The organism is Thermanaerovibrio velox DSM 12556, from assembly GCF_000237825.1.
GTDB lineage: Bacteria > Synergistota > Synergistia > Synergistales > Synergistaceae > Thermanaerovibrio > Thermanaerovibrio velox.
Window position 1 is genome coordinate 239,212 of record NZ_CM001377.1, and the last position, 22,929, is coordinate 262,140.

At 60.5% G+C, this 22,929-nt stretch carries 15 protein-coding genes, 3 rRNA genes and 1 pseudogene; 17 read left to right on the top strand and 2 right to left on the bottom strand.

What is annotated here, in order from left to right; translation table 11 throughout:
* Positions 1–291: 291 nt before the first annotated feature.
* Positions 292–1,947: pseudogene (locus tag THEVEDRAFT_RS10290) on the top strand (methyl-accepting chemotaxis protein); the annotation flags it as partial.
* Positions 1,948–1,950: 3 nt separating this feature from the next.
* On the opposite strand, the gene mnmA reads toward THEVEDRAFT_RS10290, so the two are convergent.
* A complete protein-coding gene (gene mnmA / locus THEVEDRAFT_RS09705) occupies positions 1,951–3,288 on the bottom strand; it encodes a tRNA 2-thiouridine(34) synthase MnmA (protein ID WP_083830680.1) in 1,338 nt (445 codons plus the stop codon).
* Between the two features lie 105 nt (positions 3,289–3,393).
* Between mnmA and THEVEDRAFT_RS01050 the strand changes: the two genes are divergently transcribed.
* The gene (locus THEVEDRAFT_RS01050) at positions 3,394–4,179 is read left to right on the top strand and encodes a HesA/MoeB/ThiF family protein (protein WP_006582883.1); all 786 of its coding nucleotides are present in this window, start codon (positions 3,394–3,396) and stop codon (positions 4,177–4,179) included.
* A 6-nt stretch (positions 4,180–4,185) separates the two neighbouring features.
* Here THEVEDRAFT_RS01050 and THEVEDRAFT_RS01055 read toward each other — a convergent pair whose 3' ends face one another.
* Positions 4,186–5,079 carry a sensor domain-containing diguanylate cyclase gene (locus THEVEDRAFT_RS01055; protein ID WP_006582884.1) on the bottom strand — a complete coding sequence of 298 codons (894 nt, stop codon included), beginning with the start codon at positions 5,077–5,079 and terminating at the stop codon, positions 4,186–4,188.
* Positions 5,080–5,389: 310 nt separating this feature from the next.
* On the opposite strand from THEVEDRAFT_RS01055, the gene THEVEDRAFT_RS01060 reads away from it, so the two are divergent.
* The 15 genes from THEVEDRAFT_RS01060 to THEVEDRAFT_RS10050 all read left to right on the top strand — a co-directional run bounded on the left by THEVEDRAFT_RS01060 (position 5,390) and on the right by THEVEDRAFT_RS10050 (position 22,785).
* Positions 5,390–6,283, top strand: a complete 894-nt coding sequence (locus THEVEDRAFT_RS01060; protein WP_006582885.1) for a hypothetical protein — start codon at positions 5,390–5,392, stop codon at positions 6,281–6,283.
* Positions 6,284–6,524: 241 nt separating this feature from the next.
* Positions 6,525–7,106 (top strand): glycerol-3-phosphate responsive antiterminator, encoded by a 582-nt coding sequence (locus THEVEDRAFT_RS01065; protein ID WP_245522683.1) that lies wholly within the window; start codon positions 6,525–6,527, stop codon positions 7,104–7,106.
* A 259-nt stretch (positions 7,107–7,365) separates the two neighbouring features.
* A complete protein-coding gene (locus tag THEVEDRAFT_RS01070) occupies positions 7,366–8,094 on the top strand; it encodes an MIP/aquaporin family protein (protein ID WP_006582887.1) in 729 nt (242 codons plus the stop codon).
* Between the two features lie 93 nt (positions 8,095–8,187).
* Positions 8,188–9,192 (top strand): dihydroxyacetone kinase subunit DhaK, encoded by a 1,005-nt coding sequence (dhaK, locus tag THEVEDRAFT_RS01075; RefSeq protein ID WP_006582888.1) that lies wholly within the window; start codon positions 8,188–8,190, stop codon positions 9,190–9,192.
* Complete coding sequence (dhaL, locus tag THEVEDRAFT_RS01080; protein ID WP_245522684.1) at positions 9,180–9,824, top strand: dihydroxyacetone kinase subunit DhaL; 645 nt, start codon at positions 9,180–9,182, stop codon at positions 9,822–9,824. The genes dhaK and dhaL overlap by 13 nt, the downstream gene beginning before the upstream one ends.
* Entirely contained in the window at positions 9,821–10,219 is a 399-nt protein-coding gene (dhaM, locus tag THEVEDRAFT_RS01085) for a dihydroxyacetone kinase phosphoryl donor subunit DhaM (RefSeq protein WP_006582890.1), read from the top strand. Before dhaL ends, dhaM begins: the two co-directional genes overlap by 4 nt.
* A 49-nt stretch (positions 10,220–10,268) precedes the next feature.
* Positions 10,269–11,798, top strand: a complete 1,530-nt coding sequence (gene glpK / locus THEVEDRAFT_RS01090) for a glycerol kinase GlpK (RefSeq protein ID WP_006582891.1) — start codon at positions 10,269–10,271, stop codon at positions 11,796–11,798.
* A 174-nt stretch (positions 11,799–11,972) separates the two neighbouring features.
* Entirely contained in the window at positions 11,973–13,457 is a 1,485-nt protein-coding gene (locus THEVEDRAFT_RS01095) for an NAD(P)/FAD-dependent oxidoreductase (protein WP_040825087.1), read from the top strand.
* Between the two features lie 3 nt (positions 13,458–13,460).
* Entirely contained in the window at positions 13,461–14,717 is a 1,257-nt protein-coding gene (locus tag THEVEDRAFT_RS01100) for an NAD(P)/FAD-dependent oxidoreductase (RefSeq protein WP_006582893.1), read from the top strand.
* Between the two features lies 1 nt (position 14,718).
* Positions 14,719–15,090, top strand: coding sequence for a DUF1667 domain-containing protein (locus THEVEDRAFT_RS01105; protein WP_040825088.1), 372 nt, complete (start codon positions 14,719–14,721; stop codon positions 15,088–15,090).
* Positions 15,091–15,093: 3 nt separating this feature from the next.
* Positions 15,094–15,354, top strand: coding sequence for an HPr family phosphocarrier protein (locus THEVEDRAFT_RS01110; protein WP_006582895.1), 261 nt, complete (start codon positions 15,094–15,096; stop codon positions 15,352–15,354).
* A gap of 225 nt (positions 15,355–15,579) precedes the next feature.
* A 16S ribosomal RNA gene (locus THEVEDRAFT_RS01115) occupies positions 15,580–17,103 on the top strand.
* Positions 17,104–17,204: 101 nt separating this feature from the next.
* Positions 17,205–20,182: ribosomal RNA gene (locus THEVEDRAFT_RS01120) — 23S ribosomal RNA — on the top strand.
* Between the two features lie 36 nt (positions 20,183–20,218).
* Positions 20,219–20,334: ribosomal RNA gene (gene rrf / locus THEVEDRAFT_RS01125) — 5S ribosomal RNA — on the top strand.
* Together the 16S, 23S and 5S rRNA genes form the textbook arrangement of a ribosomal RNA operon.
* 390 nt (positions 20,335–20,724) lie before the next feature.
* Positions 20,725–22,785 (top strand): methyl-accepting chemotaxis protein, encoded by a 2,061-nt coding sequence (locus tag THEVEDRAFT_RS10050; protein ID WP_006582896.1) that lies wholly within the window; start codon positions 20,725–20,727, stop codon positions 22,783–22,785.
* Positions 22,786–22,929 lie beyond the last annotated feature (144 nt).

Sequence of the window (22,929 nt, forward strand, 5' to 3'; positions counted from 1 at the left end):
CATCTTGTCACGCTTAAAAGCCTCTTCCGCTATATTCCACTCCGGCATGGGAAGCGTTTCAGATTTTCCTTTCCGGAGGTGTCTTTCATGGTGATGGGCATAAGGGGAAAGATGATGGTGATGACACTCCTGCCCCTTGCGGTGGTGATGCTCGCCCTTTCCGGCTATCTGGGCTTCCGGGCCCGCTCCATGGCCATGGAGGATGGCATAAGGGGGGTCACCTCCGAGGCGGTTGGCGGTGCCTCCGAGGCGGGGGCTTACATGAGGGAGCTTGTGTCCTCCGCGCAGTCCATGGGGGCTGCCATCGGAGGAGTATCCGCCCAGTGGTCCGGTGCCGCCGGGGAGAAGGGGGTTCTCGGGATCCTGGAGCATACCCTTGCCTCCAATCCCCTGGCAGCCTCCTGTTGGGTGGTGTTGGAGCCGGAGGGAGGAGCCAAGGAGCATTTTATGGCCACCTTCTTCAAAGACCCCGACGGGAAGATCCAAAGGGGATATGACCTCAACGAGGCCATGCTGGAGGATCAAGGGGAGGAGAACTGGTACTGGGACGTATTCCGCAGCGGAAGAGCCAAGGTCTCGGACCCTTACTTCTACAGCTACACCGGGATGGGAAACGACGAGAGGTTTGTTTGCGCCATATCGGTGCCGGTGTTAAGGGGGGGTAGGGTGGTTGGAGTCGCCGGGATGGACGTGGACGCCAAGGGTCTAGGTGAGGCGGTGATGTCCCGTGGAATGCTGGTTTCCAAGTGGACCTTGATAATATCCTCCGGCGGGGTGCTCGCGGCGGGAAGGGAGGATCTATTGGGCAAGAGCGTCAAGGATGCCCCCAAGGGGGCCTATCCAAAGGGTTTGTCAGATCTTATAGGGGGTATATCGGGTCCCAAGTGGTGGTTTGGAGGTGCCCCTTCAGGAGCTGGGGAATGGCTTTTCGTGGCTGCCCCGGTGTGGATCTCCGAGGATATCAAATGGACCATAGTTGCGGGGCTCCCGAAGGAACAGGTGATGTCAAAGGCCAGGGACATGACATTGGGTGCCGTGGTGAGCGCCGGGTTGGCCCTGGTGTTGATAGCCCTGGGGGTGGCCATGGTGTCTCATCGAATAACCCGCCCCATGTTGGTGGCACTGGAGGCGGTGGAGAGGTTCTCCAAGTTGGACCTGCGATACGATCCGTCCAGCGACTGGGTGGCCATGATCAGGGACGAGGTGGGGCATATGGCATCATCCCTGGGTTGCATGAGGAGGTCTTTGTGTTCCACCATAGGAGATGTGGCTCGGTTCGCCGGGGAGATATCCCGGGAGGCCGTAGGCCTGGCGGACGCCTCCTCGGAGTGCCTGTCCTCCGCGGAAGGAGCTAGGAGACGAGCCGCCGAGGCGGCATCCGCCTGTGAGCGAGGGGTGAGCATGATCTCCCAGGTGGAGGATCTGTCGGAGGAGCTTTTGGGTGCCTCAAAGGGTTTGATGGAGGATGCGTCCTCCTGCGAAGCCGCCATGGGGGCCGCCAGGGAGAGCCTCGAAGGGGCGGTTGAATCCATGAGGAAATGTGCCGAGGGGGCTTCCCATGCCTTAGAGGCCAACCGGGAGATGGCTAACCGCCTGTCGGAGATGTCGAAGGTGGTGGAGCGCATGGGGGACATGATATCCCGCATAGTGGACGTGGCGGATCGAACGGAGCTTTTGGCCTTCAACGCCGCCATAGAGGCCGCCCGTGCCGGGGAGGCTGGGCGAGGGTTCTCCGTGGTGGCCATGGAAGTGCGGAAGCTGGCGGAGGAGAGCCGGGAACTCTCCTCTATGACCCAGCGGTTCAGCGAGTCCATAATGGAGGGGATGCGAAGCACCTTGGATTCTACGGAGGAGTCTTCCGTTTCCCTATCCTCCGCGGCGTCCATGGCGGAGGGGGCCATGGACGCCGTGGGAGATGCCGCCAAGGGGTTCTCCGCCGCTATGGAGATGTCAAAGCGGGTGAGGGTATCCGCCTGTCGGCAGGAGGAGCTGAGCCGTAAGGGCAGTGATACCGCATCGGAGGTGTCCCGGGTCCTCCGAGGGGTAATGGAGGATGTTCGTGATCTGGGGGATGTGGTGGATGGGGTGTCCCGGTTTGCCTCCGCTTCCCACCGCAAGGCGGACAGCTTTAAGGATTTGGCAGGCCGTCTCATGGAGGAGATGGGGCGTTTCAAGATCCATGGGGTGGTCGAAGAGGAGGGACCGGCGGAGGCCCTGGCGGATCAGCCGGCTATGATCCCCCCCACGTGCCACCGTCCCGTCCTCGTGATACAGCACCAGCCTCTGCCCCGGACACGGGGCGAAGACCGGCTGGTGGAATAGGACGCTTATTCGGTCCCCTTGGAACTCCAGCACCTCACAGGGCGTGGCTTCCCCCTGTGAGCGGGTCTTGCCGAGAAAGGGCATCCCTTGGGTTACGGGGGTCCGGGTGAGCACGTTGCAGCCCCGGGCCGATACCCTTCGGGCTAAAAGCTCCTCCCGGGGAGCCACCACTACCACCGGCGGTCTTAGGGCCTTGACGTACAGGGGGGTTGGGGATGATAGCCCAAGCCCCTTTCTCTGTCCCACCGTGAAGAGCCCCACTCCCCTGTGGCGCCCAATCTCGTTCCCCTGGCAGTCAACTATTGGTCCCTCCCTAAAGGCCTCTTCCCCAAGGACGTCTTCGTAACGTCCGCTTTGGGCGAAGCACACGTCCATGCTGTCAACCTCCCGGGCGGCGGGGAGCCCCGCCTCCTCGGCGGCCTTGCGCACCGCCTCCTTGGACTCCATGTCCCCCAGGGGGAATATGAGCCTCTCAAGCACCATCCTTGGAACGTCCGCCAGGAAGTAGCTCTGGTCCCGCCTTCGGTCCCTACCAGTCATGAGCCTTGCGAAGCCCTGGGGGTCCTCCCGCACTATCCTTGCGTAGTGCCCCGTGGCGATCCAGATCCCCGCGAGCCCTTGGGTGCGGTCCAGAATTTCCGCGACCCCTCCTAGCTTCACCCCCCGGTTGCAGTCCGAACAGGGATTGGGGGTCCTGCCATTGGCGTACTGCTCCCGAAAGGGACGCAGCACCTCCTTCTCGAAGAGGTCCCGCAGGTCCAGAACCAGGTGTTCCATGTTGAGCCTTTTGGCGGTTTCCCTTGCCCTGATGACAGATGGGGAGTCCTCGGCGTTCCATGGGGCCATCAGTAGGGTTATGCCTATGGGTCGGTGCCCCATTTCCAATAGCCTTAGGGCCGCCACGGAGCTGTCCACCCCGCCGCTCATGAGGACCGCGCAGGTGGGTCTAGCGGTCTTGAAGTTCATGCCGTCTCCTTTGCTTTATAATCCAGTCTATAAAGGGTTTTGATTCCCTGTCCCATAGGAAGGGATTTTGGCCTTCCGTGCCTGGGATGTCAAGGAGGGTTGAGCGTGGAGGGAGAGGTCCGTTTTTACAGCCTCCGAGAGGTGGAGGAGATGGCCGAGGCCCGGGGGGTTACCCGGCGGGAGGCGGAGGAGGCTATCCTGGAGGCCGGGGGATGTCCTGAGCGGTACCGCCGTAACCTGGGGACCTTGGGGGTCCAAGGGCAGCTCCGGCTTCTTAGGTCCAAGGCCCTGGTGGTGGGTTGCGGCGGCCTTGGGGGATACGTGGCGGAGATGCTGGCCCGGGCTGGGGTTGGGAGCTTGATCTTGGCGGACGGGGATGTGTTCTCCGATAACAACCTGAACAGGCAGCTCCTGTGCCGTGAGGAGGACCTGGGACGCCCTAAGGCACAGGTGGCGGCGGAGAGGGTGGCGGCGGTGAACCGGGCGGTGGACGTTCGGGCTTTCTGCGGTTACGTCCGGGAGGATAACGCGGATTCCCTGGTGGCGGGCTGCCAGGTGGTGGTGGACTGCCTTGATAATGGTTCCTCCCGCCGGATCCTTAGGGATGCCTGTTCGCGGAACCTTGTCCCCATGGTTCACGGGGCCATAGGTGGGTTCTATGCCCAGGTGGGGGTTGTGACGGGGGAAGGGGGACTTGGGGCCTTCATAGAGGCCATGCCGGACCGGGGTGAAGAGGTTCGGCTTGGGAATCCCCCCTTCACCCCGGCCTTTGCGGCGGCCCTTGAGGTGTGTGAAGCCCTTAAGGTCCTAACTGGTCTTGGGGGCTCTCTCCAGGGGAAGCTGCTTTGGGCGGACCTTGGGGCCCATCAGTTCATGCGGCTAGAGCCATGATCAGCATCAGCCAGGGGTTATCCGGTTGCGCCCCCCCTGTTTGCTTCGATAGAGCAGATCGTCCGCCCGTTTGATCAGGCTCTCCGGCGTGTCGTTGGGATCCGCCATGGTGGCGCCACCTGAGATGGTGACGGTTATGATCTCCCGGCCTGCATCGGTCCATGTGGCCTCCACGAGGACCCGGAGCTTCTCGGCGATCCGCAGGAGTTCCTGCGGGTCCACGTTTCGGAGGATCACCAGGAACTCCTCCCCCCCGTAGCGTCCCAGGGAGTCGAAGCTCCTGAGCGAGGAGAGTATGGTGTTGGCCACGTTCCTTAGCACATCGTCCCCCGCCTGGTGGCCGTACGTGTCGTTCACCTTCTTGAAGTGATCTATGTCCATCATCACCACCCCGAAGGGCCATCCGATCTCCTTGAGGTCCCTCAGGTGGTCCTCCAGGGTGTCATAGATGAAGCGCCGGTTCCCCACCCTGGTTAGCTCGTCAAGGTACGCAAGGCGTTCCAGTATGGACACCTTTTCCTCCTGGGACACCAGGTTCGAGGCGTCCTCGAATATCTCAACCCCTCCTACGATTTTCCCCTCCTCGTCCCTAAGGGGAGTGGCCCTCACCTGAACCGGCACCCGGTGCCCGTCCTTGTGTTTAAGGTACACCAGCGTCTCCCTGGCGCTGCCGTCCCCCATGGATAATGCCAGGGGACACATGCCAAGGCAAAGGTTGTTCCCCTCCCCGTCCACGTGGACCAAGATGTTGTCCGCGCAGCGTTTGCCCACAACCTCGTCGGCGGAGTAGCCGGTTATCTTCTCCGCCGCCCTGTTCCAGTAGGTGATGACCCGGTTAAGGTCTGTGGTGTAAACCCCGTTGATGAGCTGGTCCAGGATGTCCTTGTATCGCCGATCCATCCGAAATCCCCTCCCCGATTTGAGAGCCCCACTTGGAGTTGGATTGTGCTGCATTCATTGGACCTATTATATTTTATATCGCAAGAAATATGCATAGGCGTGGTTGAACGCTGAGGGAGCCTTGTACAAGGCCGTGGGCAACGGTTTTTCAGATCCCGTTCTGCCTGGGGCCTTGCGGTCCCCCGGTCTTGGTTTCAGCATCTCGGTCCTTGGCATTTCAGGGTTGGTTACGCGGTTATTTAGAAAGGTTATCCACTTGTTCGGTGCGGTATAAAGCGGTAAACTCATGAAACGGAGGGGGGGATGCGGGATGAGACGTTTCGAGCTGATGTCTTTTGGGTCCCTTGCGCCCCTTCCGGACGTGGAAGGGGAAGCGTTCCTGCCTTCATCGTGGGACGTCAGGGTTTTGGCGTATCTCCCCAGGAACCACGTTCTGGCGGGGGTTATCGAGGACGGGGCTTTTGACTGCTGGCGCCTTTTAAGCATCCGGGACGGAAGCTGGACCCCGGTGGGTCTTTCATGCGACTCCCCCAAGGAGCTGTTCTGCGGCGGTCAGATCGTTAAGCTAGAGCCCCAGAGCGTGAACCTTCTGCTGTCGGAGCTGCAGGGTCAGATCCCTCCGCCCTATGACGCGGAAAGGGCTATGGCGTTCCTGAGGGACTGCCTTAGTCGGAGCAGGTCTCCGCTGTCCAATACCGATTCTGAGAGGCGCAGGCTCCTTTGGGCCTTTTGCGGGACCGGGGCGGCGATGATGTGCGGCGACATGGCGTCCCTTTCTCGTATAGGGCTTTGGTTCAGGGACTGCCGGGAGGCCTTCGAGGGGTTTGACCTTAAGCTTTGGCGCTTCATAGTGCCCTCCTTCCCGGAGGACTTCCTGCAGGAGGTGGAGGCGCTGGGGTTCCCCAAGGACCGGGTGAGGCAGCTGGACCTGGAGGACTCCAACCCCAGCGTGATGAGGTCCCGGAAGGGGTACCTGATCCACTATTGGAACGGCGTGGCGGACGGGTACAGCGACATTGCGCCGGTCAGGTTGCTCCTGTACGCCCCGCCAGGCCTTTGGAGCCAGATGCGGGGGCTGTTCGGCCTTACCCTCAAGGAGATGATTTACGCCGCCTGGGGGTACAGCGACTGCCAGGAGGCGTGGCGCAACTTCCGGTTCTACCGGTTCGGCGACATGGTCCTCAAGGAGCTGAGCCCCGTATAGCCATCCCGAGGGGCCCTGGGTCTTTTGCCGGGGCCCCTTTCTCATCCGTCTTGTCCGGTGCTGGCTGCCCCGTCCGATTGATTCCATGGTCCTTTTTTTGTAGGGCTTTCGCGCGATCCTTGGGGTTGCACGACCATGCTGAATAGGCTAACATAAATGCAGTTTTTTAGGATATTATGTTTATGGTATATAGTTGTAGTTGACCGCAGTTAACCTCAGCTTTTCCCGGTAGACCGTGGAGGTGCTTCCGTTGGACAAGGTCCGTATATTTAAAGAGCGCCTTGCATCGAGGCCGGTGATATGTTCGGTGCGCTCCGAAGAAGGCTTGAGGGAGGTCTTGTCCTTCCAGGATCCTCGTTGCGTGTTCCTTTTGGGGTTTTCAATACAAGATGTGGTTAGATCCGTATCCTCGTTGACCTCCCGGGGGCATATGCCCTTCGTTCACATGGATTTGGTGGAGGGGCTTAAGTCCGATCAGTCCGGCATTAGATATTTGGTGGACAACGCCCGCCCCTGGGGGATCATAAGCACCCACAAGGGGGTTATAGAGATCGCCAAGGGCATGGGGCTCATGACGGTTCTGCGGGTGTTTCTTTTGGATTCCGACGCCCTTCGGAAGGGAAGGAGCATGGTTAGCTCTGTGAAGCCGGACTTCCTTGAGGTGCTCCCGGGGGTTGCGGTGGTGGGGATGGAGAGGACGAGGCTCTCCGATCTTGGCTGTCCCATAATAGCGGGGGGTCTTGTGGACAGCCCTAGCCAGGTGCAGGTCATCCTTTCCAGGGGGGTTCTTGGGGTGTCCTCCAGCGAGAGGTCTCTATGGTAGGTCTTATGGGCTGATCCCTAGGTCCATGGGGTACCTCCCTTTGGGGCGGTCAGTCGTATCGTGCAAGTGAATATGTGGCTCCAGAGAACTAGAGAGCGGCGTGGCCAGTTGAGATGGTTGCAGCTGCTCTCTTTTTTGCAAGGTCAGGAGGAGGGGGGTGATTTTAGGGCAGGCCGTGTCTTTGGTGGTGTCCGTAGGGTGAATTGGGCCGGGCGTGGAGATGTCCGGGTTGGTGGTGAAGAAAGAGGGGGTATAGGATATGCAGGGACCGGTCGTAGGAGAGTTCTTGGGTACCATGGTTCTTCTCGCTTTTGGTTGCGGGTGTGTGGCCAACGTCCTTCTCAACAGGTCCAAGGGGCAGGGGGCTGGATGGGTATCGATAAACCTGGGCTGGGCTATGGGGGTGCTCTTTGGGGTGTTCACCGCCATAGCCACGGGGTCGCCTCAGGCGGATCTTAACCCGGCGGTCACCCTTTTCAAGACCCTTGCGGGGGTCTACAGTTTCCCAACCGCTTTTACCCTGATGATTGCCCAGCTTGCAGGGGCTTTCTGCGGCGCCGTGGTGGTGTACCTAGTTTATCTCCCCCACTGGGAGATAACCGAGGACAAGGGGGCCAAGCTCGGCATCTTCTCCACCGGGCCTGCGGTTAGGAACATCCCCGCCAACTTCCTTACCGAGTTCATCGCAACGCTTTTCCTGATACTTCCCATAATGTTCGTCTTCTCCAAGAACGTGGGCGGCGTGGCCCCGGGCTTCGGCCCCTATCTGGTGGCCATGCTGGTCTACGGCATAGGCGCTTCCCTTGGAGGCCCCACCGGATACGCCATCAACCCCGCCCGTGACCTGGGCCCACGCATCGCCCATGCCATACTGCCCATACCTGGCAAGGGGGATTCCGACTGGGGTTACTCCTGGGTCCCAGTGGCGGCTCCCCTTGCGGGTGGAGCGGTTGCGTTCTTCATCGCCAAGGCGCTGGGGGTCGTGTAGACGGGGTTGCGTGCTAGGTCCCTTAAACCCGTTGTCCCCTTTGCATGGGATTGCTGAGGTTTGTCCGTGAAGATTTGCATTCGAGGGGGAGTGATGCCTTTGAAGAAGCTCATCAACCAGGTTGACCAGGTGGTAACCGAGTCCTTGGCGGGCCTTGGGGCCGCCTTTGGGGATCTCGTTAGGATCCATCCAACGGTTAAGGCGGTGCTCAGGGCGGATGCCCCGCGGCCCAAGGTGGTTTTGATATCCGGAGGTGGCAGCGGTCACGAGCCGCTCCACGGGGGTTACGTGGGCTATGGGATGTTGGACGCGGCCTGCCCCGGCGAGGTGTTTACGTCCCCTACCCCGGATCAGATGTATGAGGCCGCCAAGACGGTGCACGGCGGCAAGGGGGTTCTCTTCATCGTCAAGAACTACACCGGGGACGTCATGAACTTCCAGATGGCCCAGGACATGCTGGTTTCCGAGGGCATCAAGGTGGAGAGCGTGGTCATAGACGACGACGTGGCGGTGAAGGACAGCCTTTACACCGCGGGGCGCCGCGGGGTGGGGGGTACCGTGCTGGCGGAGAAGATCGCCGGCGCCATGGCGGAGCTTGGCGGCAGCCTGGAGGAAGTGCGGGACGTGTGTGCCAAGGTTAACGCCAACGTGCGCAGCATGGGGGTAGCTCTTACCAGCTGCACCGTTCCCGCCGCGGGGAAGCCCACGTTTGACCTGCCGGAGGACCAGTTCGAGCTTGGCATAGGGATTCACGGGGAGCCCGGAAGGGAGAGGCGCCCCATGACCCAGGTGCGGGAGATGGTCCGTACCATGGGGGAGGCCATAGTGTCGGACCTTCCCTTCCAGAGCGGTGATCAGGTGTTGGCCTTCGTGAACGGCATGGGCGGTACCCCTCTGATGGAGCTGTTCATAGCGTACAAGGACCTCAAGGACTTTTTGGATGAGAGGGGCATAGAGATTTCCCGAAGCCTGGTGGGGAACTACATAACAAGCCTTGAGATGCAGGGCTTCTCCATAACCCTGCTGAAGCTAGACAGCCAGCTGAAGGCCCTTTGGGACTATCCGGTGCACACCCCGGCCTTAAGGTGGGGAAGGTAGTCATGCCGCTTACCGTTGAAGGGGCCCGGGATTTCATAGCCCGGGCCAAGGAGGCCATGGACTCCCACAAGGACTACCTGACCCAGCTGGACTCCGCCATAGGGGATGCGGATCACGGCATAAACATGAGCCGGGGCTTCGGCAAGGCCCACGAGAAGGTCTCCTCCGGTTCCTACGGGGATCTGGGCGGGCTTTTCAAGGACGTGGCCATGGTGCTCATGGGCAGCGTGGGTGGCGCATCGGGGCCTCTGTACGGGACGTTTTTCATGAAGATCTCCATGAAGCTGGCGGGGAAGACTGAGGCGTCTGTTGAGGACTTGAGGGAGGCAGCGCTGGAGGGGCTAAACGGCGTATTGGCCCTGGGGAAGGCGCAGCCTGGCGACAAGACCATGGTGGACGCGCTGCAGCCCGCCCTCGAGGCCATGAAGGGGCGAGCTGGTGAGGCGGAGGCCCTGGAGGCGGCGGTGAAGGCGGCGGAGGAAGGGATGCTTGCCACGGTGCCAATGCTGGCCAAGAAGGGCCGGGCTAGCTACCTTGGGGAGCGGTCCGTGGGGCATCAGGACCCGGGGGCCACATCGTCGTACCTATTGTTGACCTGTCTTAGGGATGCGGTCCTGGGGGTGAGCTCATGATAGGCATCCTGGTGGTGTCCCACAGCTCCAAGGCGGCGGAGGGGATAGCGGAGATAGCCTCCGCCATGAGTCAGGGGGCGGTGCCGGTACTCGGGGTAGGGGGGAACGACGACGGGGGGCTTGGGACCTGTGTTCCCGCCATATACGAGGCCCTTCTGGACCTATTGGGGCGCTGTGACGGGGTGGTGGTGGTCCCGGACCTGGGGAGTGCGGTCCTATCCGCCCGGGCGGCTATAGGGATGTTGGGGGATGAGGCCTCCCGGGTGGTAATAGCGGATGGTCCTGTGCTGGAGGGGGCCATGATGGGGGCGGTTCAAGCCAGCGTGGGGTCCTCTCTGGCGGAGGTGGAGCGCACGGTCCGGGAAGCGAGGGACCTTGAGAAGGAGCGCAGGTAAGCACTGGCGAGGGACGAGGAAAAAGAGCCTAGCAAAGGGGGAGATGAGGTTGTCCAAGAAGTACGTGGTGGCCATCGATCAGGGTACTACCAGCACCAGGTGCATGGTTTTCGATGACAAGGGGCTTCCGGTGTGTTCCCATCAGATGGAGCATGCTCAGATATACCCCAAGCCCGGCTGGGTGGAGCACGACCCCTTGGAGATATGGTCCAGGACCAAGGACGTGATACGCGGGGCCCTCGACAAGGGTGGGATAAACCCCGAGGAGATAGCCTCCATAGGGATAACCAACCAGCGGGAGACCACCGTGGTGTGGGAGAAGGCCACGGGCAAGCCCATATACAACGCCATAGTCTGGCAGTGCATGAGGACCCAGGAGTTCTGCTCCGAGTGGCAGAAGACCCCCGGATGGGAGCAGGCGGCCAATGGGGAGGGCAAGGTGAAGGACATAACCGGTCTTCTCATAAGCCCCTACTTCTCGGGCACCAAGATAAAGTGGATACTGGATCACGTGCCCGGTGCCCGTGAGAAGGCCGCCAAGGGGGAGATCCTCTTTGGGAACATCGACACCTGGCTCATATGGAACCTCACCGGCGGGCCCGACGGGGGGGTGCACGTCACCGACGTGTCCAACGCCTCAAGGACGCTCCTCATGGACATAAAGACCCTCAAGTGGAGCGAGGAGATGGCGTCGTTCCTGGACGTTCCCCTTGCCATGATGCCCGCCATAAAGCCCTCCAGCTTCGTCTATGGCTGTACCAAGAAGGACGGTCCCTTTGGGGCGGAGATACCGGTGGCGGGGGACCTGGGGGACCAGCAGGCGGCGCTCTTCGGCCAGGCTTGTTTCGGCAAGGGGGATACAAAGAACACCTACGGAACCGGCTGCTTCATGCTGATGAACATAGGGGAGACCCCATCGCCATCTAAGAACGGGCTTCTCACAACCGCGGGCTACAGCCTGGAGGAGGGCAAGTGCGTTTACGCCCTGGAGGGCTCCATAGCCATAACCGGAGCGGCGGTTCAGTGGCTGAGGGACAACCTGCGTCTCTTCGACGAGGCGCCGGACAGTGAGTACTTCGCCCGGAAGGTGGAGGATTCCGGCGGTATTTACTTCGTGCCCGCCTTCTCCGGGCTCTACGCCCCTTATTGGGACATGAGCGCCCGGGGGGCCATAGTGGGTCTCACCAGGTACATCCGCAAGGAGCACATAATAAGGGCCACCCTTGAGAGCATATGCTACCAGACCCGTGACGTGGTGGAGGCCATGAACAAGGACTCCGGGGTGTCCCTGGCGGAGCTGAAGGTGGACGGTGGGGCGGTTAAGAACGACCTGCTCATGCAGATGCAGGCGGACATACTTGGGGCCAAGGTGGTCCGTCCCCAGGTGAACGAGACCACCGCCCTTGGGGCTGCCTATGCGGCGGGGCTTGCGGTGGGCTTCTGGAAGTCCACCGATGAGCTCAAGGAGCACTGGGCGGAGGACCGGCGGTTCGACCCCATCATGTCCGAGGAGAGGCGGGAGCACGCCTACAAGGGCTGGAAGAAGGCGGTGTCGAAGGCCCAGAGCTGGATCGAATAAGAAGTTATCTGAGGAACTAAGTTGCGGAAGCCCCTAATTGGGGTTACGATTAAATGTTGGGAATAGGCGGAATAAAGGCCTAGTTTCGTGCGGACAGAGCTGAGAGAGGGAAGCACGGCAAGCATGTGCATTCCCTCTCTCCTTTTTTTTGGGGGGAGGGGCGGGGGTGAAGCGATGAGTCAATGCAGGAGGTACGATGTAGTGGTGGTTGGAGCCGGGATAGTTGGGGCCTCCATTGCCAGGGAGCTGTCCCGATACAAGCTTCGGGTGGCGGTCTTGGAGAAGGCTCATGATATCCCCTCCGGGGCCAGCCGGGCCAACAGCTCCATGGTGCACGGCGGTTTCGACGACAAGCCCGGCACGGTGAAGGCGTCCTTTTGTGCCAAGGGGAACCGGCTGTACCACCAGCTTCACGAGGAGCTGGACTTTCAGCTGGACCCTTGCGGGTCCTACGTGTGCGCCTTCAACGGTGATGAGATAGGTCACCTGGAGATGCTCCTCGAGCAGGGCCGCACCAACGGGGTTGTGGGGTTGGAGATAATAACCGGTGACCAGCTCAGGGAGAGGGAGCCCAACGCGTCGAAGGGCATAGTGGCGGCCCTTTGGTGTTCCTCCGCCGCGATGGTTAACAACTTCGAGGCGGTGTTGGCCTTCATGGACAACGCCCAGGCCAACGGGGTGGAGCTTTTCCTCGGCACCCAGGTGACGGGGCTCATAAAGGACCCTTCCGGCCGGTCCGTTATGGGTGTGTCCTCCAGCGGGGGGGATTTCATGGCCCCGGTGGTGGTGAACGCCGCGGGGGTGTACAGCGACGAGCTGTCCCGCATGGCGGGGGATGACAGCTTCACCATAACCCCTGTGAGGGGGGAGTACTTCATCTTCGACAAGTCCGTGGGGAACCTGGTGAGGAGTTTCTTCTTCCCCTGTCCCTCCAAGAAGGGAAAGGGCATAACGGTGGCCAGGACAGTGGACGGGAACCTGCTTATAGGTCCCAACTCGGTTCCGCAGGCTTCTAAGGAGGACACCTCCACCACCGGTGAGGGCCTTATGGAGGTCTTTGAGGGGGCCCTGAAGCTCATCCCCTCCATTCCGCGCAACATGAGCATAACCACCTTTGCGGGGCTTAGGGCCAACTCTGACAGCGGGGATTTCCACATAGGGCCTGTGGAGTCCATGCGGGGCTTCTTCAACGTGGCGGGTATAAAGTCCCCGGGGCTCACCAGCGCTCCCGCCATCGCGGTGAGGGTGGTGGAGATGCTGAAGGACTGCTACGGGGACATCTTGACCTTTGAGGAGGACCCGTCTTTCGTGCCGGTGCGCCGCCACATACCCCGGTTTTCGGAGCTGCCCATGGAGGAGCGGATAAGGCTTGCGGCGGGGGATCCTCGCTACGGCCAGATAGTATGCCGCTGCGAGACCGTCACGGAGGCCCAGGTGGTGGAGGCCATAAGGCGTGGGGCCAGGACCGTGGCGGCGGTGAAGATATGGACCAGGGCCGGGGCGGGCCGCTGTCAGGGGGGGTTCTGCGGGCCTAGGGTTGTGGAGATATTAGCCCGGGAGCTGGGCATAAGCCCTGAGGAGGTCACGCGGCACGGGGGGCACTCGAGGCTTTTGACCGGTCCTACGAAGGCCCCTTGGCTTGAGAGGGAGGGGGCTTAAACCATGCTCAAGGACATAGACGTGGCCATAATAGGCGCCGGCCCTGCGGGGATAGCCGCCGGTGTGGGGGCCAGGGAAGCGGGGGCCGAGCGGGTGGTGGTCTTCGAGAGGGATTGGGACCTTGGTGGTATTCTTCAGCAGTGCATTCACCCGGGCTTTGGGCTTCACACGTTTAAGGAGGAGCTAACCGGTCCTGAGTACGTGCATCGGTATCTTGAGAGGGCCCATCGGGCGGGGGTTCAGTTCGTGACCAACACCATGGTGTTCCACATGGAGGAGGACGGGTCCTTCTGGACCATGAACCCGGAGCGGGGGATAGAGCACGTGACTCCTAAGGCCACGGTTTTGGCCATGGGATGCCGGGAGCGTCCCCTTGGGGCCCTTGGGATACCCGGCTCCAGGCCCGCGGGGATCTACACCGCCGGCACCGCCCAGCGTTTTGTGAACATGGAGGGCTACATGCCGGGCAAGCGCGTGGTGGTGCTGGGATCTGGTGACATAGGGCTGATAATGGTGCGCCGGATGATCCTTGAGGGGGCTAAGGTGGAGGGGGTCTTCGAGCTCATGTCCTGGCCCGGGGGGCTTAGGCGGAACATAGCCCAGTGCTTGGACGATTACGGGGTTCCCTTCTACCTGGACCATACGGTCACGAAGGTGCACGGCAAGGACCGGCTTGAGGCGGTTACGGTGGCCCAGGTGGACCAGTGTAAGCGTCCCATACCTGGCACCGAGCGGACCATAGAGTGCGACACGCTGCTTTTGGCGGTGGGGCTCATACCGGAGAACGAGCTGTCCCGCATGGCGGGGGTGGAGATACACCCCATGACCGGGGGTCCCAGGGTTAACCAGTTCCTTCAGACCTCCAAGCCAAACGTGTTCGCCGCGGGCAACGTGGTGGTGGTTTACGACCTGGTGGACTGGGTGAGCGCCGAGGGTGTGAGGGCCGGGGAGAACGCCGCCCGGTACGCCCTGGGCCGTCTTGGGGCCCCCGAGAGGGCGTTCCAGGTGGTGCCGGGCAAGGGTGTTAGGCTGCTATCCCCCCAGGTGGTAGGGGATCAGGAGGACTCCACGGTGTTTCTTAGGGTGAGTGAGCCGGTGGAGCGGCGCTGCCGGATAGTCACGAAGCCCCACGTGGGGGCCACCAACTTGAGGTACGCCAGGCCCGGGGAGATGAACGAGGTGGTGCTGCGGGCCAAGGCCCTTAGGGAGCTGCCTTTGGACGTCACGACCGTAGAGGTTTCTGTGGAGGAGGTGCGCTGACGTGGAGGTCCGGAAGATGATATGCGTTTCCTGTCCCGTGGGCTGCACCTTGTCCGTCACCCTTGAGGGGGCGGAGGTCGTGAAGGTGGAGGGGAACCAGTGTCCCCGGGGGGAGACCTATGCGGTGGCGGAGGTGAGGAATCCCGTGAGGGTCTTCACCTCCACGGTGAGGGTGGAGGGCGGGGCTCTCCCAGTGTGTCCGGTGAGGAGCAGGAGGCCCATACCGCTCGACAAGGTCTTTGATGTGGCCCGGGAGCTTGCCCGGGTGAAGCTTGTTGCACCGGTTGAGATAGGACAGGTTATAATTGCTGATGTATGCGGAACTGGAGTTGACATCGTGGCCAGCCGCTCACTAAAGCGAAAGGAGTCCTGATCAATGCCGAGCATCGAAGTTGTGGTGAAGAACCCTCATGGGCTTCACGCCCGTCCCGCTGCCCTGTTCGTACAGAAGGCCTCGTCGTTTCCCTGTGCTGTGAAGGTGACCAAGAAGGACAGGACCGTGGACGCCAAGAGCATCCTTGGGATCATGTCCTTGGGCATAGAGCCTGGGGAGACCATAAGGATCGAGGCGGAGGGGGAGGGGGCGGAGGAGGCCCTCAAGGCCCTCCAGGAGGTGGCGGAGGACACCTCGGTGTGATGCTTTTGCACTAGCCCTAGTGTCCTAAAAAGTATTCATCGCCCCGGGTGTTGACGTAACGCCCGGGGCGTATTACACTACGCCTTGTCCCGCGGGGGCGAGCCTGATGGCGGCCTGGTAGGGTCGGCGGTGGTGAGCTTGGCGGGGGAACCATGACAGGTGGATAAGGGAGACGGGCCTGAGGCGTAGTGTCTCGGGTAGAGAACGGGCTCTTGATAGAAGAATTGCTAGGAGAGTTTGATCCTGGCTCAGGACGAACGCTGGCGGCGTGCTTAACACATGCAAGTCGAACGGGCCGATGGGTGAAAGTTCGCTGGATCCTATTGGTTAGTGGCGGACGGGTGAGTAACACGTGAGAACCTGGCCTGCACAGGGGGACAACTGTTGGAAACGGCAGCTAATACCCCATAGGCGCGAGAGCGTTAAAGGAGAGATCCGGTGCGGGGTGGGCTCGCGGCCTATCAGCTAGTTGGTGGGGTAATGGCCTACCAAGGCGATGACGGGTAGCCGGCCTGAGAGGGTGTACGGCCACACTGGAACTGAGATACGGTCCAGACTCCTACGGGAGGCAGCAGTGGGGAATATTGGGCAATGGGCGGAAGCCTGACCCAGCGACGCCGCGTGAGGGAAGAAGTCCTTCGGGATGTAAACCTCTGTTGTAAGGGAAGAAGGAAGTGACGGTACCTTACGAGGAAGCCCCGGCAAACTACGTGCCAGCAGCCGCGGTAATACGTAGGGGGCGAGCGTTGTCCGGAATTACTGGGCGTAAAGAGCGCGTAGGCGGCTGGATAAGTCGGCTGTGAAAGATGCGGGCTCAACCTGCGGATTGCGGTCGATACTGTTTGGCTGGAGTGCGGGAGAGGGAAGTGGAATTCCCGGTGTAGCGGTGAAATGCGTAGATATCGGGAGGAACACCAGTGGCGAAGGCGGCTTCCTGGACCGCGACTGACGCTCAAGCGCGAAAGCTGGGGGAGCGAACGGGATTAGATACCCCGGTAGTCCCAGCTGTAAACGATGGATGCTAGGTGTGGGGGTCGTATGGCTTCCGTGCCGGAGTTAACGCGATAAGCATCCCGCCTGGGGAGTACGGCCGCAAGGCTGAAACTCAAAGGAATTGACGGGGGCCCGCACAAGCGGTGGAGCACGTGGTTTAATTCGATGCAAACCGAAGGACCTTACCTGGGTTTGACATGTACGTGGTAGGGAGATGAAAGTCGAACGACCTTGGGGAGACTCGAGGAGCGTACACAGGTGCTGCATGGCTGTCGTCAGCTCGTGTCGTGAGATGTTGGGTTAAGTCCCGCAACGAGCGCAACCCCTATTGCCAGTTACTAACGGGAGAGCCGAGGACTCTGGCGAGACTGCCGTCGACAAGGCGGAGGAAGGTGGGGACGACGTCAAGTCATCATGGCCTTTATGCCCAGGGCGACACACGTGCTACAATGGCCGGCACAGAGGGAAGCGAAGCTGCGAGGTGGAGCGGATCCCAGAAAGCCGGTCCCAGTTCGGATTGCAGTCTGCAACTCGACTGCATGAAGCCGGAATCGCTAGTAATCGCGGATCAGCCAAGCCGCGGTGAATACGTTCCCGGGCCTTGTACACACCGCCCGTCACACCACCCGAGTTGGGTGTACCCGAAGTCGCCGGCCTAACCCGCGAGGGGAGGAGGCGCCTAAGGTATGCTTGGTGAGGGGGGTGAAGTCGTAACAAGGTAGCCGTACCGGAAGGTGCGGCTGGATCACCTCCTTTCTAAGGAGAATATGTTATGTGGTTCGTTCTCACGTCTCCCTGTCCGTCGTGGTTTTAGGACAATGACAAAGGCCCTTTTTGGGGTTATATGAGGAAGATGGGGTTAAGGTAGTAAGGGCACGCGGGGGATGCCTAGGCGCCAGATGCCGAGGAAGGACGCGGCAAGCTGCGAAAAGCCACGGGGAGGCGCAAGCGGCCATTGATCCGTGGGTATCCGAATGGGGCAACCTGCCGGGAGCAGTCCCGGCGCCTCTGAGAGAGGCGGGCACTCGGCGAAGTGAAACATCTCAGTAGCCGAAGGTAGGAGAAATCGAAGAGATTCCCTGAGTAGTGGTGAGCGAAAGGGGAGCAGCCTAAACACGGTGCGTGTAAGCGTGCGGGCGTTGCGTACTGTGGGTAGTGGGACGTGTTGGGGGCGAGCCGCATCTTGCCCGGTCAGTGAGAAAGGTACACTTTAGCGGAACCGTGTTGGGAAAGCGGGCCGCAGAGGGTGATAGCCCCGTACGCGAAAGGGTGTACTCTGGCTAGACGCGATCCCGAGTAGGGCGGAGCACGTGGAATTCCGTCTGAATCAGGGCCGACCACGGTCTAAGGCTAAATACATCTGGCGACCGATAGTGGAGCAGTACCGAGAGGGAAAGGTGAAAAGCACCCCTGGCGGGGAGTGAAATAGACCTGAAACCGCGTGCTTACAAGCAATCGGAGCCACGTTAGTGGTGACGGTGTGCCTCTTGGAAAATGAGCCGTCGAGTTATGGTGTGTGGCGAGGTTAAGGTCTTTAGAGGACTGGAGCCGCAGGGAAACCGAGTCTGAATAGGGCGTAAGTCGCATGCCATAGACCCGAAGCCGTACGATCTATCCATGTCCAGGTTGAAGTCCGGGTAACACCGGATGGAGGACCGAACCAGGGCCTGTTGAAAAAGGCTTGGATGAGGTGTGGATAGGAGTGAAAAGCTAATCGAGTACGGTGATAGCTGGTTCTCCCCGAAATGCATTGAGGTGCAGCCTCGACGAAAGGTGTAACGGGGGTAGAGCTACTGGATGGGTGAGGGGGCCGATGGGTCTACCGAGCTCAACCAAACTCCGAATACCGTTACATGTAGTTGGGAGTGAGACTACGGGTGAGAAGATCCGTGGTCGAGAGGGAAAGAGCCCAGACATCCGGCTAAGGTCCCGAAGCCCGCGCTAAGTGTTACAAGGATGTGGGGGAGCTGAGACAGCCAGGAGGTTGGCTTAGAAGCAGCCATCCTTGAAAGAGTGCGTAACAGCTCACTGGTCGAGCGCCCCTGCGCCGAAAATGTGGGGGGCTAAGCGCGGCACCGAAGCCGATGCATGTGCAGCAAGGCTGTACATGGGTAGGGGAGCGTTCTGTACGGGGTGAAGTCGTTCTGTGAAGCGCGGTGGACTGTACGGAAGTGAGAATGACGGCATGAGTAGCGTTAGGCAGGTGTAAACCCTGCCCGCCGGAAGCCCAAGGATTCCTGGGGAAGGTCAGTCCGCCCAGGGTTAGGCGGGACCTAAGCCGAGGCCGAAAGGCGTAGGCGATGGACAGCCGGTAGACAATCCGGCCCCACTGAGGGCGCGTTATTACCGATGGGGTGACGCAGGAGGCTAGGTGCGCCGGGTGATGGAAGTCCCGGTCTAAGGAGGTAGGGGGACAGGATAGGCAAATCCGTTCTGTCGTAACTCTGAGATCTGATGGGGACTGCGTTTATACGCGGGAAGGCATTGAAGCCATGCTGCCGAGAAAAGCCTCTAGGGAGTGCTCTTGGTGCCCGTACTGCAAACCGACACAGGTGGGCAAGCTGAGAAGGCAAAGGTGAACGGGAGAACCCTCGTTAAGGAACTCTGCAAGTTGACCCCGTAACTTCGGGAGAAGGGGTGCCCTGGTTGGTGAAGTTATAAGCTGACGGAGCTGACTGGGGTCGCAGAAACCAGGCTCAGGCGACTGTTTAATTAAAACACAGGACTCTGCTGAAGGCGTAAGCCGAGGTATAGGGTCTGACACCTGCCCGGTGCTGGAAGGTTAAGGGGAGAGGTTAGCCGCAAGGCGAAGCTTTGAACCGAAGCCCCAGTAAACGGCGGCCGTAACTATAACGGTCCTAAGGTAGCGAAATTCCTTGTCGGGTAAGTTCCGACCTGCACGAATGGTGTAACGATCTGAGCGCTGTCTCGACGAGGGACCCGGCGAAATTGTGGTACTGGTAAAGACGCCAGTTACCCGTGGTGGGACGGAAAGACCCCGTGGAGCTTTACTGTAGCCTGATATTGGATTTTGGCAATCTCTGTACAGGATAGGTGGGAGGCTTTGAAGTCATGCCGCCAGGTGTGATGGAGCCGTCGTTGGGATACCACCCTTAGGTTGCCGGGATTCTAACCGCTAGAGCTGAACCGCTAAGCGGGACACTGTCAGGTGGGCAGTTTGACTGGGGCGGTCGCCTCCTAAAGAGTAACGGAGGCGCGCGAAGGTCACCTCATCGCGAATGGAAATCGCGAGTTGAGCGCAAGGGTATAAGGTGGCTTAACTGTGAGAGCGACAGTTCGAGCAGAGACGAAAGTCGGTCCTAGTGATCCGGTGGTACCGAGTGGAAGGGCCATCGCTCATCGGATAAAAGCTACCCCGGGGATAACAGGCTGATCTCCCCCGAGAGTTCCCATCGACGGGGAGGTTTGGCACCTCGATGTCGGCTCGTCGCATCCTGGGGCTGGAGAAGGTCCCAAGGGTTGGTCTGTTCGCCCATTAAAGCGGTACGTGAGCTGGGTTTAGAACGTCGTGAGACAGTTCGGTCCCTATCCACCACGGGCGTAGGGGATTTGAGGCGATCTGCTCCTAGTACGAGAGGACCGGAGTGGACGAACCGCTGGTGTACCGGTTGTGGCGCCAGCCGCATAAGCCGGGTAGCCATGTTCGGATCGGATAACCGCTGAAGGCATCTAAGCGGGAAACCGGCCCCGAGATGAGATCCCCCACTGGGAAACCAGGTAAGGCATCCTGAAGATGACAGGATTGATAGGCCGGAGGTGTAAGCGGTGTGAGCCGTTGAGCTGACCGGTACTAATATGCCGAGGCCTTAACCCCATCTTCCTCATGTAACCCAAAGGGTTGCACAAGATTTCCGGTGGCCATAGCGGAGGGGAAACACCCGGTTCCATGCCGAACCCGGCAGTTAAGACCTCCAGCGCCGATGGTACTGCGGGGGGTACCCGTGGGAGAGTAGGTCGCCGCCGGTCCTTTCTTAAAACGGCCTTCCTGACAAACAGGAAGGCCGTGGTTTTTTTTCCCCGCCCAAGAACACGGGGCGCTGGTTTGGTAAAGAAACCCTTGGAATATAATTCCCAAGCCCGGTGGCTAAACCGATGTATTTGTTATGTAAACATCATATAAACGTACCCTTTGGTTTTTAGTTCAATAACCTCTTTAATGGTTAAAACAACCTTCTGTTTTTAGAGATGTTACGGGGATATAAATCCGTTGGCCGAGGATAGACGATCCTTGAGTAGGATTTAAGATTAATCCATTCACTCCTTTATGTTTATTTACTATAATTCACTGGGTGCCCACATAAACTAACTGTTAAGGCGAGTGTCTTGGGTTGAGATTTGCTTAGGAGGTTGGTTGTGATGTCCATAAGGAGGAAGCTGTTCCTTTTGGCCCTTGGTGCTGCGGCGCTAATGGCATTGATGGTGGCGGTGGTGGCCTTCAACAGCTACCGGGTGCTGAACCAACAGGTGAACGAGACGGGGTTGGAGACCATAAAGGACCGGGCGGAGCAGATAGACCTGTACTTCGACCGGCTCGCCGCCGTAGCACAGACCGCAGCCCAGGCGGCGGCCCATGAGATCGAGAAGGGCTCCAGCACCGACGACGCTTTGGAGCCCCTGATGATGCGTATTTTCAGCAGGGTATCAAAGGATCCCAACATCTTCGAGGTTTACGTAGGGTTTGAGTCCGACGGGAGGCTCGCCAGCGGCGTGGGGTGGAAGGAGCCCGGGGATTACGATGCAAGGAAGCGGGACTGGTATGTAGGGGCCCTGGCGGCGGGTAAGACCACCCTCTCGGCCCCCTACGTGGATGCTGGGACCGGGGACCTTCTAATCACCGTTTCCACCCCGGTGAAGGGGAGCGACGGCCGGCTTCTGGGTGTTGCGGCGGTGGACGTGAAGCTCAACAGCCTGTCCGACCAGGTGACCCAGTACAAGATAATGGGCAGGGGGCTTGGGCTTTTGACCACCGAGGACGGGGTGTTCCTGGCGAACCCCAAGAAGGAGATGATCATGAAGGAGAACATCTCCAAGCCCAGCTCCCTGGTCAGCGAGGAGTACGCCCGGGCGGGGCAGGTGATACTGTCAACTAAGCCCGGGGGCTTCGTGGACTACAAGTTCCTGGGAGCGGGCCGGAGGAACTTCTTCTACCACTCCCGGTGGGGTTTCGTGGTGTGCGTGGTGTTCCCCACCGCGGACCTCAACCGGATGGTCATGTCCGTGGCGCTGAAGCAGCTTGTCCTTGGGCTCTTCACCCTCCTTGGGCTGGTGGGCATGCTGTGGTGGCTGTGCCGGGGGATAATAACCCCCATAGACCGGATAAGCCGGGCCATAGGGCGCCTTGGGGAGCTGGACTTGAGGAGGGGGGAGGACGAGGAGTGGCTCCGGAAGGAGGCGGGAAGCGACACCGAGATAGGGCACATGGCGAGGTCCATGATGCACCTTTTGGATAACCTGAGGCACACCATAGGGGAGATCCGCCGGGAGTCGGACCGGGCGGCGTCGTCGGCGGAGAATTTGGCGGCCCTGTCGGAGGAGCAGGTGGCGTCGGTGGAGGAGGTAAAGGCGTCGGTGGACCGGGTGTCGTCGCTGATGCAGGAGAACTCCGCGGCGCTGCAGGAGACCAACGCGGGGATAGAGGAAGTGTCCAGCGGCGCCCAGCAGGCGGCGAACTCCGCCACGGAGGGAGCGGAGGCCACGAGCCAGATGTCGGTTCTTTCCGAGAGGGCCATAGGTCAGGTGGAGGAGGTGGTGAGGGCCATAACCGCCCTGGGATCCGAGTCCGAGAGGACCTATGAGAGGATCCGGAAGGTGGCGGAGTCCGTGAGCTCCATATCCGGTTTTGTGAGCACCATAAGGTCCATAGCGGACCAGACGAACCTTTTGGCGCTGAACGCGGCGATAGAGGCGGCCAGGGCAGGCGAGGCGGGCCGGGGCTTTGCGGTGGTGGCGGAGGAGGTGCGCAAGCTTGCGGAGGAGTCCGGGATGGCGGCGAAGGAGGTTGAGGACCTCATAGGGCCGCTGCAGGCGAACACCGAGGAGTCCCTGAGGGCCACGGAGCAGTCGAAGAGGTCCATGGAGGAGACGGTGCGCCGGGCCCACGATTCGTCGGAGGGATTAAGGCGTGTGCTTGAGCACATAAAGACGGTGAACGACGTGATGCAGAACATAGCGGCCACGTCGGAGGAGCAGGCGGCGGCGGCGCAGGAGATAGCCCGTGGGATAGACAGCGCCACCCAGGGCACGTTGGAGACCACCAGCGCGGTGGAGCTCATAAAGAGCTCCAGCGAGGAGACCGCCAGGGCCAGCGAGGCGGTGGCCCAGGAGGCCCAGGCCTTGAGCCAGACCGCGGAGAAGCTGGAGACCCTGGTGGCCAAGTTCAAGCACGACCAAGGGGAGACGCTGGCCATCAAGGGGTAGTTGGAGCGTAGGCCTCCCCTGTACCCCTGTGGACATTCACAACAGCTGAAAGCACGGCAAGGCAGCTGGAACGGTGACCGGTTCCGGCTGCCTTGTGTTTTTCCTCCCTCCCTCTTGAAACTAGGTGTTCAGTTGGCACCTACA

What these genes read in the sequence shown, in the direction of transcription:
- THEVEDRAFT_RS01055 (WP_006582884.1), bottom strand. Translation starts at nt 5,079, where the DNA reads ATGGATCGGCGATACAAGGACATCCTGGACCAGCTCATCAACGGGGTT.
- THEVEDRAFT_RS01110 (WP_006582895.1), top strand. Translation starts at nt 15,094, where the DNA reads ATGCCGAGCATCGAAGTTGTGGTGAAGAACCCTCATGGGCTTCACGCC.
- dhaM (WP_006582890.1), top strand. Translation starts at nt 9,821, where the DNA reads ATGATAGGCATCCTGGTGGTGTCCCACAGCTCCAAGGCGGCGGAGGGG.
- mnmA (WP_083830680.1), bottom strand. Translation starts at nt 3,288, where the DNA reads ATGAACTTCAAGACCGCTAGACCCACCTGCGCGGTCCTCATGAGCGGC.
- THEVEDRAFT_RS10050 (WP_006582896.1), top strand. Translation starts at nt 20,725, where the DNA reads ATGTCCATAAGGAGGAAGCTGTTCCTTTTGGCCCTTGGTGCTGCGGCG.
- THEVEDRAFT_RS01070 (WP_006582887.1), top strand. Translation starts at nt 7,366, where the DNA reads ATGCAGGGACCGGTCGTAGGAGAGTTCTTGGGTACCATGGTTCTTCTC.
- THEVEDRAFT_RS01100 (WP_006582893.1), top strand. Translation starts at nt 13,461, where the DNA reads ATGCTCAAGGACATAGACGTGGCCATAATAGGCGCCGGCCCTGCGGGG.
- dhaK (WP_006582888.1), top strand. Translation starts at nt 8,188, where the DNA reads ATGCCTTTGAAGAAGCTCATCAACCAGGTTGACCAGGTGGTAACCGAG.
- THEVEDRAFT_RS01060 (WP_006582885.1), top strand. Translation starts at nt 5,390, where the DNA reads ATGAGACGTTTCGAGCTGATGTCTTTTGGGTCCCTTGCGCCCCTTCCG.
- THEVEDRAFT_RS01095 (WP_040825087.1), top strand. Translation starts at nt 11,973, where the DNA reads ATGAGTCAATGCAGGAGGTACGATGTAGTGGTGGTTGGAGCCGGGATA.